Below are 16,233 nucleotides of genomic sequence, written 5' to 3' on the forward strand. Positions count from 1 at the left end.
TCGGAGGTGGGTGTTTACGCGACGACAGGCGGGGCGCGGGTGCGGGCGCCGGGGAAGAAGGTTTGCCGGGCATGACCCAGGCGTGGGGAAGGGGTCGTGAAGGTGTTGACGGTCGGGATGTCGAACGTTGCGAATGACCCGCCACCCGTCAGCGCCGGGCAATTGAACAGCAGGCTGCAATAACCGCACTTTTCCCACAGCGCATGGTGTCCGGCTTCTGGTGGGCAATGTTCGGCGGCAGGTTGCGCGCCGTGTCCGGCGTGCTCCATCGCCGGCATGTCCATGCTCATGTCCATCGACATTTCCATGGACATCGGGGCGTGCTGATCCATCGGCATCGACTGGGAAATCAGTGGACCGATGAAAATCATCAGCATGGCGAACAGGCTGATCCAGCTGCCGCGTGTCAGGCTCAATGACTGACCGCGTGACCTGGATGACCTGGCGCTAAGCGGGCGCATGGCGAATTCTGCTCAGACGCTTACTGGGCGTGCACGTGCTGTGCCGTAACCTCGGGCGCCTGTTTCTGCACCGCGACTTCGACGGTCACGTCGCCGGATTTCTCGAAGTGCAGTGTCATGGGAAAGCGCTTGCCGTCACTGAGCAGGCTGCGGTCTTTCAGGTTCACCAGCATCACGTGATAGGCCATGGGGGCGAAGGTGACGTTGCCGCCGGCTGGAATTTCCACGCTCGGTACCGGCTGCATCTTCATCAGGTCGTTTTTCATCACGTGTTCGTGCAATTGCGCTTCGCCGGCAATCGGCGAATCGACGCTCAGCAGACGGTCCGCGGAGTTACCGCTGTTGTGGATGATGAAGTACGCCGCCACGGTCGGTGCATTGGGCGGCAACTCCTGCGACCAGGGATGGGCGATCTCCAGTGCACCGACCTTGTATTCGTGGGCATTGGCAAAGCAGGCAGGCAGCAGCAACGCAGCCAGAACGATGAGTTTGTTCAACATGGCAGTTCTCCAGAGCGATTCAAAAACGCAGATCAATTGCGAGCAGGAATCAGACCAGAGGGGGGGCGCGAGGATTGAGGCTCGGCCATTGCTGGCGCGGTGTCGGGGTGTTCAGCGATGGCGGCGGCTGGCTTCGATTGGACTCGAAGTGCGCGAAATACAGCTGTGGCTCGTGACCGGGAAGCGCGACCATGGGGGCGGAGCCAGAGCAGCACCAGCAATGCTGCATGCTGGAATGGTCGTCGTTTTGTGGCGCTTTCTGTTCGATATTCCCCAGTGAAATCGCCACCATCTTCGTACCGCTGGAAGAGCAGAAACTGCCCCACAACAATTGTTCGGCAGGCGACTTCGCCGACTTCGCCGACTGCGCCATCGCACCGGTCATCGGCATGGCGAGCATGTTGAACAGCACTGCGAAGCAGGCGATCCAGGCAATTGCGAGCCGTTGTCGGGACATGGGACAAATCCGGTGGGTGAGCGATCAGGCGCGGCTATTTAGCCTGATCAGGGCCGATAAGTAAAAAGACTGCGTGTGGTTTGGTGTCGCAGCGCCAAACAATCATAGCCTTCATGATAGTCGCGAATTCCAGAGTGCCAGTATCACTTTGGCTTTGCTCGTTCGCATCGATCACATCGATGCCTGCTCTGTCATTGCACGCAATATTTCGGCCACCGAGCCAAACTCACGCTCAACCCCCGGCAACACCGGCCGCTTCAATACAATCACCGGCACCCCACGCTCCCGCGCCACCTCAAGCTTCGGTTCAGTCGCGCTGCTGCCGCTGTTTTTGCTGATCAACACGTCGATGTTCCTGCGTTCGAACAGGGCACGTTCATCGTCGATCAAAAACGGCCCGCGCGCGCCGATCACTTCGCAACGTGTGTTGCCCGGGTAAACGTCCAGTGCGCGCAGGGTCCAGAATTGTTCCACAGGGATTTCGTCCAGATGCTGTAGCGGCTCGCGACCGAGGGTGAACAGGGGGCGGTGAAAGGGTTTCAGGGTTTCGATCAGTTCCGCCCAATCGCAGACTTCTCGCCAGTCGTCACTGGGCTGGGGTTGCCATGCCGGGCGCCGAAGGGCCCAAAGGGGAATGCCGCTCAGTCGGGCAGCTGTCGCGGCGTTCTGGCTGATCCGGGCGGCGTAAGGATGGGTAGCGTCGAGAAGCAGGTCGACGCCATTTTCGCGGATGAACTGCGCGAGGCCTTCGGCTCCACCAAAGCCACCGACGTGAACCTGGCACTGCAGATCCGTCGGCACCCGCCCTATGCCGGCGAGGCTGTAGATGTGCTGCGGCCCCAGTGTGCGGGCGATGGCCAAGGCTTCGGTCACACCTCCGAGCAGCAAGATTCGCTTCATTGAAAAGCTCCCGCATGCCCAACGATCCCGCCTTGACGGTCGATGGCAAACACCTCGACCTGAACCTGTGCAGGCACGACGCTGCGGGCGAAGTTCAGGGCGTGCCGACACACCTCATCACCGAGGGCGACCCCGGCGGCGCTAGCCATGGCCAAGGCTTGCTGACTGGTATTGGCCTCGCGAATGTCTTGCTGCAAAGCTGCATCGGCGCCGATTGCCGCCGCCCAGTCGGCCAGTTGCGGCAGGTCGATGCTGGAATGACGGCTGTGCAAATCCATATGCCCGGCCGCCAGTTTGCTGATCTTGCCGAAACCGCCGCAAAGGCTGAGTTTATCCACAGGCACTTTGCGCAGGTGCTTGAGCACGGCGCCGACAAAATCGCCCATTTCGATCAGGGCAATTTCCGGCAGGTTATAGATCCGGCGCATGGTGTCTTCGCTGGCGTTGCCGGTGCAAGCGGCGATGTGCAGGTAACCGTTGGTTTTGGCGACATCGATGCCTTGATGGATCGAGGCGATGTAGGCCGCACAGGAGAATGGCCGAACGATACCGCTGGTGCCGAGGATCGACAGGCCGCCGAGAATGCCCAGGCGCGGGTTCATGGTTTTCAACGCCAGTGCCTCGCCGTCCTCGACGTTGATCGTGACGTCAAAACCGCCGCCATAACTGAACTCGTCAGCCAGCCGCGACAAGTGATCGCCAATCATTTTGCGCGGCACCGGGTTGATCGCCGGTTCGCCGACCCCTAGCACCAGCCCCGGCCGGGTGACCGTACCGACGCCTCGCCCTGCGATGAAGCGAACGCCCGGTGTGGCACTCAGGCGAACTTCGCAGAAGAGCAGGGCGCCGTGTGTCACGTCCGGATCGTCGCCGGCGTCCTTGATGGTGCCCGCCTCAGCGCCGTGTTCGGTCAGGCGGCAGAACTCCAGGCGCATTTGCACCTGTTTGCCCTTGGGTAGAATGATTTCGACTGCGTCGGCGCACAGGCCGCCGAGCAACAAGCGAGCGGCTGCGAGGCTGGTGGCGGTGGCGCAACTGCCGGTGGTCAGGCCACTGCGCAGGGGCGCGGGTTGCTCTGCGGTTTCGTCACGCATCGAAAGGCTTCGTCACGTCCAACAGGGTAATCGGCAGGGCCTGACGCCAGGTGTCGAAGTCTCCCAGCGGTTGGGCCTGAGCGATATGGATGCGCGTCAGCTCGCCGCCGTGCTGTTCGCGCCAGTTCATCAGAGACATTTCACTTTGCAAGGTCACAGCATTGGCAATCAGGCGCCCACCGGGTTTAAGTGCGGTCCAGCATGTATCGAGCACGCCCTCGCGGGTAACCCCGCCGCCGATGAAAATGGCGTCGGGCCGTTCCAGCCCGGTCAGCGCTTGCGGGGCGCTGCCTCGTACCAGTTGCAGACCAGGAACGCCAAGGGCATCGCGGTTATGTTCGATCAACGCTTGTCGGCCCGCATCCGCCTCGATGGCCAGTGCGCGGCAACTGGGGTGAGCGCGCATCCATTCGATGCCGATCGAGCCACAGCCGGCACCGACATCCCACAGCCGTTCACCGGGCATTGGGGCGAGGCGGGCGAGGGTGATTGCGCGGATATCGCGTTTGGTCAGTTGGCCGTCGTGTTTGAATGCCGAGTCCGGCAGGCCTGCCAGTCGTGACAGGCGCGGTGTGTTCGGTTCGGCGATGCAGTCGATGGCGATCAGGTTCAGGTCGGCGATCAGCGTATCGTGCCAGTCGCTGGCGACCCCTTCGATGCGGCGTTCGGCTTCGCCGCCCAGATGCTCCAGAACGGTCATGCGACTCGGACCAAATCCGCGCTCGCGCAGCAGGGTCGCGACAGCGGCGGGGGTTCTACCGTCGTTGCTCAACACCAGCATGCGGACACCGCTGGCCCAGTAGGCATTTAGTGCCGGGATCGGACGGGCAACCGTTGAAAGCGTAACGACGTCCTGCAATGCCCAGCCCATCCGGGAGGCTGCCAGCGAGCATGAAGAGCTCGCGGGCAGGATCAGCATTTCACTGGCAGGCAGTTTTCGAGCGAGGCTGGCGCCAACGCCATAGAACATCGGATCGCCGCTGGCAAGAACACAGACAGGCTCTCCGCGTCTGGCCAGAACCGGCTCAATCGAAAACGGGCTGGGCCACAGTTGACGCTCGCCACGTATGCAGACCGGTAGCAAATCCAGTTGGCGTTGGCCGCCGATGATCCGTGATGCGCCCAGCAACGCATGCCTGGCATTTCTGCCCATGCCCTTGAAGCCGTCTTCACCGATGCCTACCACTGTCAGCCAGGGGGTCATGCTGTTCCTCATTTATCAAGCGACGCCTATTCCTCACAGCGCTCAGGCCTGTGCCTGTCTGCGCCGTTGCGCATGATAGCGCGGTGGCGGTTGCATTGGCCTGTCGGAAGTCGGTGAAGTCGTTTTGCGGGCCTCAGGCGTTGTTTCTGGTCTTTGCCAAGTCGAATCTTTTCATGCTGATGCTGAGAAGCTTTTTCTCGATGAGTGCTCTTCGGGTGTCGAGTTTACGTCTGTCGAGTTTCAGGTAGGCGCATTGCTGAATAATGTGGGTCGTGTGTCCCGCCCAATTCCAGAACAGAAAACTGCTCTTTTTCGTGTTAGCCACCAGTTCCAGGTTAAAAACGCCAATTTCCAGAAAGCCCTTTGCGTCGTAACGGGTCGGAATGACCTGAAAGCGCTCCCCCTGCAAGCTTTCAGTGTCCAGGGAATAGTTCGCCGCTTTGTTGGGTTTCAAGGCGTCGAGCGTGTCGATCATGGCATTTCCCTGGCGGCGATCGGGCATGGCCTGAGCGCTTTGCACCAGGAGGTCGGCAACGCTTTTCGAGACGTCGTATTGTGTGCGGGTGAAGATGGCATCATTGAAGACGGACCAGCCTAGAAAATCCAGTGTATTGACGTACTCGTTGAGCCACACTGCCGAGTTGGCAAAACGGCTGCTGAGCCTATCGGCAGAGCACGTGGCGATTTGGGTGCATTGGGTCAAATCGTCAAAGTCCTGCAGTGAGAGTTCACCTATGCATGAAACCAGGTTGTGTCCGGTCGTGGTGCCCGCAGGCAGTTGAATATCCATATGAAGCTCCATGTTTTCACAGTGGGTTGGTGAGTGTTGTGAAGCCTTCGGACCGTACAAGAGCGGTTGATGAGTTGAAATCAACGTTGTTTGAATAAATGATTCTTGCGCTTCGTTTAGAAGGGCATGTCTGTTTGATGTCCATCCACCTGAACACTCAATCATCGACCAGCCGCTCACGCGTTTCGTCGTCAACCCATTTGAGCTTTTCATCCCGCCGAGCAAAGCAGGCATAATGCCGACCTTCGTCCCGCAACCGGCCATCCCGTGAATTCAGGTCAGACTTCCAGTCCTATACGCCCTTCGGCCTGTCCCGGGTTGTTGCGTGTCGTCCAGGCGTTGGACGGTGGCATTTGCCGGATCAAACTTGACGGCGGCGCTATCCGCGCGGATCAAGCCCTTGCCGTGGCCGATGCGGCGCAGCGATACGCCGGCGGCGTGATCGAGGTGACGAATCGGGCCAACCTGCAAGTTCGCGGCATTGGTCCTGATGCACGGGCATTGATCGATACACTGCTGGCCGCCGGGCTGGGACCCACCACTGTCGCCGGCGACGATGTGCGCAATCTGATGCTCAGTCCTACCGCCGGCCTTGATCGGCATCTGCTGATCGACACTCGCCCTCTGGCCCGGCAAATTCTCGACACTTTGCAAACCCATCCGCGCTTTCACGAGCTATCGGCCAAGTTCGCCGTGCAACTCGATGGCGGCGAAGGCCTGGCGATGCTCGAACATCCCCATGATCTTTGGTTAAGCGCGGTTGAGCGCAATGGCGAGCAGTTGCTGGCGTTTGGTCTGGGCGGGTGTCCGACGCAAGCGCCTGTCGCGGCGGTACGGGTGCGGGATGGACACCGCCTGGTGGTGACGGTGCTGGAATTGTTTCTTGAACTCGCCCGGCCGGAGCAGACCCGGATGCGCCATTTGCTGGCCGAGCATCCGCTTCACTTGCTGTTGGAAAGACTGGCCGGGCATGTATCACTGTCCCCCATCGAGAACTGGGAGCGCACGCCCAATCTCTGCGGGATGCACATCGGCATTTATCCACAGCGCGAGGAAGGCCTTGTGTACGTTGGTGCCATGCCACCGCTGGGGCGGTTGAATCCAGCAATGCTCAAGGGCGCGGCGATGCTGGCCGAGGCGTTCGGCGACGCGAGCCTGCGCATGACACCCTGGCAAAGCGTGTTGCTGCCCAACATCAGCCAAGCAGACGCCAGCGCTGTCAGTCAGCAGTTACGCGCCCTGGGGTATCTGACCGACGCTACCCAATCCCTGTCCCATCTCGTGGCGTGCACCGGCTCGACCGGTTGTGCCAAAGGGCTGGCGGATACCAAGTGTGATGCACGGCAACTGGCCGTACTTTTGGGTGATCAATCTGTACCGGTGCAGGTTCACTTGTCAGGCTGTGCGCGCTCCTGCGCTTGCGCACACAGTGCCCCTGTCACATTGCTGGCTGTCGCACCCGATCACTACGATCTCTATTTTCGCAATGCAGCGCTGCCGGGTTTCGGCGCGCTGCACGCACGCAACCTTACTATTGAAGCGGTCGCGTCCCTGCTCGACGCCCGCTCACGGAGCCCCCTTGATGCTTGATTACATCCGCGACGGTCAGGAGATCTATCGCAATTCTTTCGCGATCATCCGCGACGAAGCCAACCTCGACCGAATCCCGGCTGATCTGGAGAAGCTCGCGGTCCGTGTGATCCACGCCTGCGGCATGGTCGAGGCCATCGACGGTCTGCAGTTTTCCGACGGCGCGGGCAAGGCCGGGCGCGATGCGCTGGCTGCCGGAGCGCCGATCCTGTGTGATGCGCGGATGGTGTCCGAAGGTATTACCCGGGCACGTTTGCCGGCGAACAATCCGGTCATCTGCACCCTGCGTGATGAGAGCGTCCCGCAGTTGGCCCGCGAGTTGGGTAACACCCGCTCCGCCGCCGCCCTGGAGCTGTGGCGCCCGCATCTGAAGGACAGTGTGGTGGTAATCGGCAACGCGCCCACTGCGCTGTTTTATCTGTTGGAAATGCTCGATGCCGGCGCTCCGAAACCGGCACTGATCCTCGGTTTTCCGGTGGGTTTTGTCGGTGCGGCCGAGTCCAAGGCAGCGTTGGCGGCAGACAGCCGTGGCGTGCCGTTCGTCATCATGCAAGGTCGCCTGGGCGGTAGCGCCATGGCCGCCGCCGCCGTCAATGCCCTCGCCACGGAGATCGAATGATGCAGCAACCTGGACGGTTGATCGGCCTCGGCGTGGGCCCTGGTGATCCGGAACTGATTACGGTCAAGGCTCTGCGTTTGCTGCGAGAGTCGCCGGTGGTGGCGTACTTCGTGGCCAAGGGTAAGAAGGGCAACGCGTTCGGCATCATCGAGGCGCATCTTCAAGAGGCGCAGAATCTGCTGCCACTGGTGTATCCGGTGACCACCGAAGTGCTGCCGGCACCGTTGTCCTATGAGCAAGTCATCAGCGATTTCTACGATGAGGCCGCCCAGGCGGTGGCCGCGCATCTGGACGCCGGTCGCGATGTCGCGGTGATTTGCGAGGGCGATCCGTTCTTCTACGGCTCCTACATGTACCTGCATGACCGACTGGCCGAGCGTTACCAGGCCGAAGTTGTGCCGGGTGTGTGTTCGATGCTGGGGGGGGCGTCGGTGCTCGGCGCGCCGCTGGTGTATCGCAATCAGAGCCTGTCGGTGCTGTCCGGTGTGCTGCCGCCCGACGAGCTCAAACGTCGACTGGCCGATGCCGATGCGGCGGTGATCATGAAGCTGGGGCGCAACTTTCCCAAGGTTCGTCAGGTGCTGGAAGAACTCGGTCTGGCCGAGCGTGCGTTGTACGTCGAGCGCGCGACCATGGCTAATCAGAAGATCGTACCGCTGGATCAGGTCGAGCCGATGTCTTCGCCTTACTTCTCGTTGATCATCGTTCCCGGTGAAAGGTGGCAAGGCTGATGATTCCTTCAGTTCCGGCGATTGTCATTCTCGGCAACGGCAGTCTCGCCACCGCGCGCAGTATTCAACAGGTGTATCCCGACGCCCTGATTCACGGCCTGTCCGGACGGGTGGACGGTGCGGACCAAACCTATCGTGAATTCGGTTCGACTCTTCGTGAGTTTTATCAACAGGGCACGCCGATCATTGCCTTGTGCGCTGCCGGGATCGTGATTCGCACCCTGGCGCCGCTGTTGCTGGAAAAAGGTGCCGAGCCGCCGGTGCTGGCGGTGGCCGAAGATGGCAGTGCGGTGGTGCCATTGCTGGGAGGCCTCGGCGGCGTGAATGTAATGGCGCGGGAGATTGCAGCGGCACTTGAAGTCTGCGCGGCAATCACCACCAGCGGGGAGCTGCGTTTCGGCACGTGTTTGCTCAACCCACCCAATGGATATGCCCTGGGTGATCTGGAGCGGGGCAAGCGTTTTGTTTCCGATTTGCTGGCAGGCGAAACGGTGCGCATCGAAGGTTCGGCCCCCTGGCTGGCACAGGCGCAATTACCTGAGGATGCACAAGCGCGGTTGACGGTGCATGTCAGCCATGTTGAACGTAGCCCGGCGAAAGACGAACTGTTGATCTATCCACGCAACGTCGTGGTCGCTGTGAGTCCGGGAATGGCGGATGTGCCGACAGCCGTTCGCGCAGCTTTGCATCAAGCCGCAATCGCGCAACAGTCACTGGTCTGTCTGCTGGCTTGCGAGACTGAAATGGCCAGCCCGGCGCTGCGTGAAGCGGCGATTGAACTGGATGTGCCGTTGCGGTTCGCCAAGCCTGAGGCATTAAGAGGTGATGGACTGCGCCGTGCCGTTGGCCAGTCAATCTCCGTCCTGCTTGACGGCGCCATTGCCATTGCAATCGCTGAACAGCCTTTGGACTCGTCGCATGTCGGCCGTCCTCGTGGACGCCTTGCCGTGATTGGTCTGGGCCCTGGCGATGCTCAATTGATGGCGCCGGCGGTGAAGGCTGAACTGGCCCGCGCCGATGACGTGCTGGGTTATGAAACCTATGTGCGCATGGCGGGGCCTTTCCGCGCCGAGCAGGTGTTGCATTGCACGGATAATCGCGAAGAAATGCAGCGCGCCCGGCACGCTTTTGAACTGGCAGCCAAAGGGCGTTCAGTGGTGGTGGTGTCGTCTGGCGACCCGGGTGTTTTCGCAATGGCTGCGGCCGTGCTGGAAGCGCTTCACGAGTCCGCCGATGCAGCATGGCATCGCGTTGATCTGGAAATCCTGCCTGGCATCTCTGCTTCGCTGGCGACTGCCGCCCAGGCGGGTGCACCACTGGGCCATGACTTCTGTGTATTGTCGCTGTCGGACAACCTCAAACCCTGGTCGATTATCGAGACCCGCCTGGATCTGGCGTCACAGGCCGATCTGGCCTTGGCTTTCTACAATCCAATTTCCCGAGCACGCCCTTGGCAACTGGGTCGGGCACTGGAAATCGTCGCCCAGCACCGCACTCCCCAAACTCCGGTGGTGTTAGGTCGTGACATCGGTCGTCCGGGGCAGACCTTGAAGGTTACGACACTGGGCCAGTTGAGTCCCGATCAGGTGGATATGCGAACGATGGTACTCATCGGTTCGTCGACAACTCGCGTGATTCCACGTGCTGACGCTGGCGTCTGGGTTTACACGCCACGAAGCTATGGCGATAAGCTTTTGCCTGTCGAGTAATAACTCTTTCTGTTACCGGTCGAATAAACCGGGCCGCCTTGGTTGTTTGCTCAAGGCGGTTGTAAGGGTGATTGTCAATTAAGTGCAGCTTACACATGTTGTATTTAGTTGAAGTTGTTAGTTTGAATTTCCCGGGTTAAATTTCGACTGCTCTCGGATTGAGCATTTTTAATTAACTAAAGGGATGTTGGTCATGGAAGTTTTTGAAAGTTCTGTCAGTGTTGAACAAAGTATTGAGTTTATAAAGCAACGTACGCAAGCGCGCCAAACTACCTCGCCGGGCAAACGGTTCCGAAGGTCTGCAGCCACGGATCTAGACGCCAGGCCGACCAAAAATCTGGACGCCCTGGTGCTGGGTAACAGCCTCGTCGGTTACGGTGACAAGATCACGGCCGAGAATATGGCCATTATTGAAAACCTGATCACCATGTCCAAGATGGAGGCCAGTTACGCGGTCCCCGGTGGCAAAGATCCGAAAGCCTGGTTCCGCGAATTTCACCAGTGTATGAAAGCGCTCGGGTGTTTTGTGCCAGATGAAGGCTACACAAAATACGGTTCAGCCTCTCTGAACCTCACGTTGGACAATATCATTGTTGATATTGTCCAGACGGCCGCTGATGCGGCGAAGGCTGCAATACCCGGGGCGTCGGTGCTCAGTGCGATTGCTGACTCGACATTGAGCGCGCTGAAGAAAGAGCCTGAGGCGCTAAACCTGTTGAATCTGGAATCTAAAAATATCGAAGGTGTTCGTTTATCTGCTATTCCCTGCGAGCAAATGGCCAACGGTATTATTTTGATCGCCGTTGCATCGGTTGATCATCGAGGAGGCGGTAACGATGGCGGTGTGTTGTTTGTCGACTGGAGAACTTCGACACTGGATATTTTTCAAGGCAGGTCATTTGTAACTTTCAATCCCGCTAAATACGCAGCTAACCAATCGCTAATTGAGGCGTATGTGGATGAGCATCGCAGGGAACTTTTGAAAAAGCGTTTCAGTCGGCGCAAGTAAGGTATACAGCCAGAGGCGATGCGTCTCTGGCCGTTCTGAGAAGGATCGATTTATGACGGACTCGGCCTATGTAGAGGCTGGCGGCTTTCTCTTGCCGCCTCTGTCGCTCCTTTCGCAAGCCCGAGTTGACACCTTGCTTTGGTGAGGGCGGCAGGCCAGGGGCCTCAAGACTGGCGAGCGCGATCGATGCGGCTTTTCAGGGCACCAGGTAACCCTTTACCCCGGTAAAGATGATCTGCGCTGCCAATGCACAGACAAACAACCCCATCAGCCGACTGACTATCTGCAATCCCTGGTCGCCGAGGATGCGTTCGATGCGGCCGGATAAAAACAGCACAACGCCAACCGTAAAACTGGCTAAAGCAATACTGACAATGGCCGTGAGCTTGTCGTCCCAGTGTGGCTGGCCTACGCCCATCACCAGCAAGGCACCGATGGTGCCAGGGCCAACTGTCAGCGGAATGGTCAGTGGGACGATCGTCACGTCCTGCTGCACGTTGTCGGTCTGCACTGCCGACTTGCCTTGCGCCATGCCCAGTGCGGAGATAAACAGCACGCTGCCGGCACCGATGCGGAACGCGTCCACGGTGATGCCGAAAACGCTGAAAATCACCCGCCCGAACAAGTACAGCAGCACGCTGGAGACCAGTGTGGCGAGGGCCACTTTCCAGGCCAGCCGACGCTGCTCCTTGCGCGAATAACCGCGGGTCAGGCTGATGAAGCAGGACAACACGAAGAACGGGCTGTAGAGCACCAGCATCTTCAGGTAAACACTGAACAACACATGGAGCATGGTGCAGGCTCACTGGCGGGGGAAGTCGAGGGGGAGTCTATCAGGCGTTGCAGGCTCTGTCGGCTCAGGACGTTTGGGCCGCCGCACGATTGTGCTGATCACGCTGGGCAACCCAGTGTTCGATCAATTCGCGCAGCTGCGAGAGCTCGACCGGTTTGGCCATGTGTCCATCCATGCCAGCCTGCCGCGCTCGTTCCTTGTGTTCCGCGAGAATGTGCGCAGTCAGCGCCACTACAGGTGTACGGGGCCGTTGATTACCCACCTCCCACGCGCGCAATTGCTGGGTGGCGGAGAAGCCGTCCAGGATTGGCATTTCACAGTCCATCAGCACCAGGTCGTAATGTTGGGTCTTCATCGCCTGCAAGGCTTCCTCGCCATTGCTGGCGGTGTCCGGTTGCAAGTTGAGCTTGCCCAGCATGCCTCGGATGACCTTGGTTGAAATGCTGTTGTCTTCGGCGACGAGAATACGGAAATCACTGGGAACCTTGACCGGCAGGGGGCCAGCGTTTTGCGGTTGCTGGGTGAGAACCAGGCCCTTGTTGCGCTGTGTCAATTCGTCGGCCAGGGTCGTTTTGAGCGTGTACCCGGCAACCGGTTTGGCGAGGATGCGTTTGATCCCGGAGTTGCGGGCAATGATCTTGCTGGGCGCATTGCTGATGCCGGTCAGCATGATCAACAGGATGTCGTGGTTCAGGCTTGGGTCTTCCTTGATCTTGGCGGCCAGTTGCATGCCAGTCATGCCGGGCATGTTCTGATCGAGCAGGACCACGTCGAAATAATCGCGCAGGTGTGCCTTGGTGCGTAGCAGCGCCAGCGCTTCCTTGCCGGACGGTGCAGCGCTGACGTTCAAGCCCCAGGCCGTGCACTGCTGCACCAACACCTTGCGACAGGTGTCGTTGTCATCTACCACCAGTACACGCGCACCCTGCAGCGGGCCGTCGAGGTCCGAGGTCGGATGCTCGAGACGATCCGGATCCAGTGGCAATGTCAGCCATAAAGTACTGCCCTGATTGGAGCCGCTCTTGATGCCGAACTCTCCTTGCATCAGGCGAATCAATTGGCGGGCGATCACCAGCCCCAGGTTACCACCCAGGTGAGTAGCGGAAAGAAAGTGTCTGCTATGCAGTTCGGCGTGCATCAGCGCATCGCGTTCCTCGGCATTCATGGGCTCGCCGCTGTCCTGTACGGCGATGCGCAGGCGCGGTTTGGTGGTGCGTTCGTCGAGTGCCACGACGATCAGGATTTCGCCCTCGTCGGTTTTCTTCAAGGCGTTTTCAAGCAGGCTCAGCAGGGTCTGGCGAAGTCGCGTCGGGTCACCGCTGATGACCCGCGGAACCTGTGGCTGAATAAAGCTGATCAGCTCGACGTTCTGCTGTTCGGCCTTGGCGCGAAAAATACTCAGGCAATCTTCGATCAACGCGTTGAGATCGAACTGCACATCATCGAGTTCAATCTGCCCTGACTCGAGCTTGGAAATGTCGAGAATTTCGTTGATCAGCGTCAGCAGTTCGTTGCCGGCACTGTGGATGGTCTGTACGTAGTCGCGCTGCTTGACCGAGAGCGGCGTACCCAGAAGCAACTCGGTCATGCCCAGCACGCCGTTCATCGGAGTGCGAATTTCATGGCTTATCTTCGCCAGGAATTCTGCCTTGGCATTGATCTCGGCATTGCTGGCCGCAAGATCGCGACTGATGCTGAAGCGATTCTCGGTGATGCTGCGCTGACGCTCGCTCAATGCGGTGCTCATCAGCAAACCACTGATGCAGATGAATATCAGCAGGATGGTGATCAACCCGTGGGGTTCAATCAACGTCAGTCCCAGCAGCGCAGGGAGGATAATCAGCGTACCGAGGTTGAATACAATCATTGCCGCCACAAAAAACCGTGCCGGACGATAATTTTTTTGCCAGTGATAGGCGCTGACGAACAGCATGGTGAGCCCAGCCAGGGCCACCAGTGCGTAGGTGATGAAGTTCAGTGGCAAGGTGTTGACGAACAACAGCATCAGGCCACAGGAGGTGATGAGTAGCACCTCGCCCATTATCAGCTTGTTCAGCGGATGCGGGCCAAGAGGGGCGAAGAACCGGTTTGTCAGCATCAGGCCGCAAGGTGCTGTCAGCAATAACGCCAGATAGGCGCCTGGCGCTTGCAGTGCGTACCAGTCTGGCAGCCATGGCCCGGCGAGGTTCAGCAGCAACAGCATGCTCAGCATCAGCAAGCCCTCGCACGCCGCTACCCAGAGACTGCTGCGAGAGCGGGTGTAGGTATAGCGCAGGAGGTTGTGCAGGATCAGCATTGTGATGCAACCGAACAGCAGTCCGTAAACCAGCGTCTGGCTTTGATTGGCGGCGGTCATGACGGCCGCTTGCAGGGTGATGTAGGGCCTCAATTGATGGCCAGAGGTGATTCGCAGGTAGACGTCGAGGGGGGTGTCGCTTTCTGGCAGAGGCAACATGAAGTCACTGCTTGGCAGTGGTCGTGCAGCCTGTGGCTGTTCGTTGCCCGTGCTGGAGTGCTCGATCAGCTTGTCGCCGTCCAGCACATACATATTGAGTTGGCGCAGGTCGGGGGCGAACACCCGCAGCAACTGCTCATGCTTGCCGGGGGAGAGCCTGAATCGCAGCCATAACGCGCCGTCGGGCTCGGCTGCCTTGAGGCGGTCGAGTTCGATAGGGCTGAATTGATTGGTGTAGCGGGCAGAACGGATGTCGCTCAGTTGCAGATCGCCCTGTTCGTCGAGCAATACCGCCCAGCCACTGCCTTGCTCGGCCTGGGCCGGTAGCATGCAGAGCAAGGTCAGCAGCGTGACGGTTAAACTTATGGCAATCCTGAGCCAGCGCACGGCGAAATCCCTTCTTAGGTTGATGCCAGAATATAACGATGCGCGGCGCCGGAATAGCCAGGCAAGGAGTCGGGTCCGTTGCCTGGCGCGGTGTTTACCTTATTCCTGATCTTCGCCACGCTCGCGGGCAATGGCACGGTAGCCAATGTCCTTACGATAGAAACAGCCTTCCCAATCAATACGGGCTGCCAGTTTGTACGCTTGCTGCTGGGCAGCGTCGACGCTCGCACCCATGGCGGTGGCGCAAAGTACCCGACCACCGGCCGTTACGACCTGACCATCCTTGAGCGCAGTACCGGCATGGAAGACCTTGCCTTCCATTGCTGCCGCCGCATCCAGGCCATTGATGGCTGCGCCTTTGGTGTAGTCACCAGGATAGCCGCCCGCAGCCAATACGATACCGACGCTCGGACGTGGATCCCATTGCGCTTCGACCTTGTCCAGTGCCTGCGCCAGTGCCGCTTCGACCAGCAGTACCAGGCTCGACTGCAAGCGCAGCATGACCGGTTGGGTTTCCGGGTCGCCAAAGCGGCAGTTGAACTCGATAACTTTCGGATTGCCAGCCTTGTCAATCATCAGTCCGGCATACAGGAAGCCAGTGTAGACGTTGCCTTCCTCAGCCATGCCACGCACGGTTGGCCAGATCACCAGGTCCATGACGCGCTTGTGCACCTCGGCGGTGACGACCGGAGCAGGGGAGTAGGCGCCCATGCCGCCAGTGTTAGGGCCCGTGTCGCCGTCGCCGACGCGTTTGTGGTCCTGGCTGGTGGCCATCGGAAGCACGTTCTTGCCGTCGACCATCACGATGAAGCTGGCTTCTTCGCCGTCGAGGAATTCTTCGATGACGACCCGCGAACCTGCGTCGCCAAAGGCATTGCCGGCGAGCATGTCACGCACGGCGTCTTCGGCTTCGGCCAGGGAAATGGCGACGATCACGCCTTTACCGGCAGCCAGACCGTCGGCCTTGATCACGATTGGCGCACCTTTTTCACGCAGATAAGCCAGGGCCGGCTCGATCTCGGTGAAGTTCTGGTAGTCGGCGGTCGGGATCTTGTGGCGCGCCAGGAAATCTTTGGTGAAGGCTTTCGAGCCTTCCAGCTGTGCGGCGCCTGCGGTCGGACCGAAGCAATCCAGGCCACGGCTGCGGAACAGGTCCACAACACCGGCAACCAGCGGCACTTCGGGGCCGACGATGGTCAGGGAAACGTTCTTTTCGGCAAAGTCTGCCAGCTGCTCAAGCGCCAGCACGTCGATGGCGACGTTCTCGCATTTGGCTTCGATGGCGGTACCGGCGTTGCCCGGGGCTACGAACACTTTCTGCACGCGCGGATCCTGAGCCACTTTCCAGGCCAGTGCGTGTTCACGGCCACCGCTGCCAATGATCAAAACATTCATTTCAAAAACCTCGGATGACGCAAATCTGGGAACTGTAGGAGCGAGCTTGCTCGCGATGGTGGTTAACGATAACGCGGGGTGTCTGAAACACTGTGGCGTCTAGTCGTTCTTCGCGAGCAAGCTCGCTCCTACAGGGGGA

General features: G+C 59.5%; 15 protein-coding genes. 5 read left to right on the forward strand and 10 right to left on the reverse strand.

The genetic code is table 11. From position 1 onward, the window contains the following. Positions 1-14: 14 nt before the first annotated feature. From AD668_RS01965 to AD668_RS01995, 7 genes are all read right to left on the reverse strand, one after another. Complete coding sequence (locus tag AD668_RS01965) at positions 15-461, reverse strand: DUF2946 domain-containing protein (protein ID WP_053153879.1); 447 nt, start codon at positions 459-461, stop codon at positions 15-17. Positions 462-481: 20 nt separating this feature from the next. After that, positions 482-961 (reverse strand): copper chaperone PCu(A)C, encoded by a 480-nt coding sequence (locus AD668_RS01970; protein WP_053153881.1) that lies wholly within the window; start codon positions 959-961, stop codon positions 482-484. Between the two features lie 49 nt (positions 962-1,010). Next, positions 1,011-1,418, reverse strand: a complete 408-nt coding sequence (locus AD668_RS28430) for a DUF2946 domain-containing protein (protein ID WP_082344399.1) — start codon at positions 1,416-1,418, stop codon at positions 1,011-1,013. 171 nt (positions 1,419-1,589) lie between these two features. Next, positions 1,590-2,318 carry a cobalt-precorrin-6A reductase gene (locus tag AD668_RS01980; RefSeq protein ID WP_053153885.1) on the reverse strand — a complete coding sequence of 243 codons (729 nt, stop codon included), beginning with the start codon at positions 2,316-2,318 and terminating at the stop codon, positions 1,590-1,592. Beyond that, positions 2,315-3,412, reverse strand: a complete 1,098-nt coding sequence (locus AD668_RS01985; protein WP_053153888.1) for a cobalt-precorrin-5B (C(1))-methyltransferase — start codon at positions 3,410-3,412, stop codon at positions 2,315-2,317. The genes AD668_RS01980 and AD668_RS01985 overlap by 4 nt, the downstream gene beginning before the upstream one ends. After that, entirely contained in the window at positions 3,405-4,616 is a 1,212-nt protein-coding gene (locus AD668_RS01990) for a bifunctional cobalt-precorrin-7 (C(5))-methyltransferase/cobalt-precorrin-6B (C(15))-methyltransferase (RefSeq protein WP_053153891.1), read from the reverse strand. The genes AD668_RS01985 and AD668_RS01990 overlap by 8 nt, the downstream gene beginning before the upstream one ends. Positions 4,617-4,749: 133 nt before the next feature. Beyond that, positions 4,750-5,406 carry a hypothetical protein gene (locus AD668_RS01995; protein ID WP_053153894.1) on the reverse strand — a complete coding sequence of 219 codons (657 nt, stop codon included), beginning with the start codon at positions 5,404-5,406 and terminating at the stop codon, positions 4,750-4,752. 267 nt (positions 5,407-5,673) lie between these two features. Between AD668_RS01995 and cobG the strand changes: the two genes are divergently transcribed. From cobG to AD668_RS02020, 5 genes are all read left to right on the forward strand, one after another. Further along, positions 5,674-6,996, forward strand: coding sequence for a precorrin-3B synthase (cobG, locus tag AD668_RS02000; RefSeq protein ID WP_053153897.1), 1,323 nt, complete (start codon positions 5,674-5,676; stop codon positions 6,994-6,996). Further along, a complete protein-coding gene (locus AD668_RS02005) occupies positions 6,989-7,615 on the forward strand; it encodes a precorrin-8X methylmutase (protein ID WP_053153900.1) in 627 nt (208 codons plus the stop codon). Before cobG ends, AD668_RS02005 begins: the two co-directional genes overlap by 8 nt. After that, positions 7,615-8,346 (forward strand): precorrin-2 C(20)-methyltransferase, encoded by a 732-nt coding sequence (locus AD668_RS02010; protein ID WP_053154097.1) that lies wholly within the window; start codon positions 7,615-7,617, stop codon positions 8,344-8,346. Before AD668_RS02005 ends, AD668_RS02010 begins: the two co-directional genes overlap by 1 nt. Continuing rightward, complete coding sequence (gene cobJ, locus AD668_RS02015; protein ID WP_053153903.1) at positions 8,346-10,055, forward strand: precorrin-3B C(17)-methyltransferase; 1,710 nt, start codon at positions 8,346-8,348, stop codon at positions 10,053-10,055. The genes AD668_RS02010 and cobJ overlap by 1 nt, the downstream gene beginning before the upstream one ends. Positions 10,056-10,248: 193 nt before the next feature. Then, positions 10,249-11,064 carry a hypothetical protein gene (locus AD668_RS02020; RefSeq protein ID WP_053154100.1) on the forward strand — a complete coding sequence of 272 codons (816 nt, stop codon included), beginning with the start codon at positions 10,249-10,251 and terminating at the stop codon, positions 11,062-11,064. Between the two features lie 196 nt (positions 11,065-11,260). Here AD668_RS02020 and AD668_RS02025 read toward each other — a convergent pair whose 3' ends face one another. The 3 genes from AD668_RS02025 to purD form a co-directional block, all read right to left on the reverse strand. Beyond that, positions 11,261-11,857: a MarC family protein gene (locus tag AD668_RS02025; RefSeq protein ID WP_007991257.1), complete on the reverse strand. Its 597-nt coding sequence runs from the start codon at positions 11,855-11,857 to the stop codon at positions 11,261-11,263. A 64-nt stretch (positions 11,858-11,921) separates the two neighbouring features. Further along, positions 11,922-14,699: a hybrid sensor histidine kinase/response regulator gene (locus tag AD668_RS02030; RefSeq protein ID WP_053153906.1), complete on the reverse strand. Its 2,778-nt coding sequence runs from the start codon at positions 14,697-14,699 to the stop codon at positions 11,922-11,924. A gap of 99 nt (positions 14,700-14,798) precedes the next feature. Next, positions 14,799-16,094 (reverse strand): phosphoribosylamine--glycine ligase, encoded by a 1,296-nt coding sequence (gene purD / locus AD668_RS02035; RefSeq protein ID WP_053153909.1) that lies wholly within the window; start codon positions 16,092-16,094, stop codon positions 14,799-14,801. Positions 16,095-16,233: the final 139 nt, after the last annotated feature.

This window comes from Pseudomonas sp. P1.8 (assembly GCF_001269805.1).
GTDB lineage: Bacteria > Pseudomonadota > Gammaproteobacteria > Pseudomonadales > Pseudomonadaceae > Aquipseudomonas.

Coding starts and splice junctions, on each gene's coding strand:
- AD668_RS01965 (WP_053153879.1), bottom strand. CDS start 461: ATGCGCCCGCTTAGCGCCAGGTCATCCAGGTCACGCGGTCAGTCATTG.
- AD668_RS01970 (WP_053153881.1), bottom strand. CDS start 961: ATGTTGAACAAACTCATCGTTCTGGCTGCGTTGCTGCTGCCTGCCTGC.
- AD668_RS28430 (WP_082344399.1), bottom strand. CDS start 1,418: ATGTCCCGACAACGGCTCGCAATTGCCTGGATCGCCTGCTTCGCAGTG.
- AD668_RS01980 (WP_053153885.1), bottom strand. CDS start 2,318: ATGAAGCGAATCTTGCTGCTCGGAGGTGTGACCGAAGCCTTGGCCATC.
- AD668_RS01985 (WP_053153888.1), bottom strand. CDS start 3,412: ATGCGTGACGAAACCGCAGAGCAACCCGCGCCCCTGCGCAGTGGCCTG.
- AD668_RS01990 (WP_053153891.1), bottom strand. CDS start 4,616: ATGACCCCCTGGCTGACAGTGGTAGGCATCGGTGAAGACGGCTTCAAG.
- AD668_RS01995 (WP_053153894.1), bottom strand. CDS start 5,406: ATGGATATTCAACTGCCTGCGGGCACCACGACCGGACACAACCTGGTT.
- AD668_RS02005 (WP_053153900.1), top strand. CDS start 6,989: ATGCTTGATTACATCCGCGACGGTCAGGAGATCTATCGCAATTCTTTC.
- AD668_RS02010 (WP_053154097.1), top strand. CDS start 7,615: ATGCAGCAACCTGGACGGTTGATCGGCCTCGGCGTGGGCCCTGGTGAT.
- cobJ (WP_053153903.1), top strand. CDS start 8,346: ATGATTCCTTCAGTTCCGGCGATTGTCATTCTCGGCAACGGCAGTCTC.
- AD668_RS02020 (WP_053154100.1), top strand. CDS start 10,249: ATGGAAGTTTTTGAAAGTTCTGTCAGTGTTGAACAAAGTATTGAGTTT.
- AD668_RS02025 (WP_007991257.1), bottom strand. CDS start 11,857: ATGCTCCATGTGTTGTTCAGTGTTTACCTGAAGATGCTGGTGCTCTAC.
- purD (WP_053153909.1), bottom strand. CDS start 16,094: ATGAATGTTTTGATCATTGGCAGCGGTGGCCGTGAACACGCACTGGCC.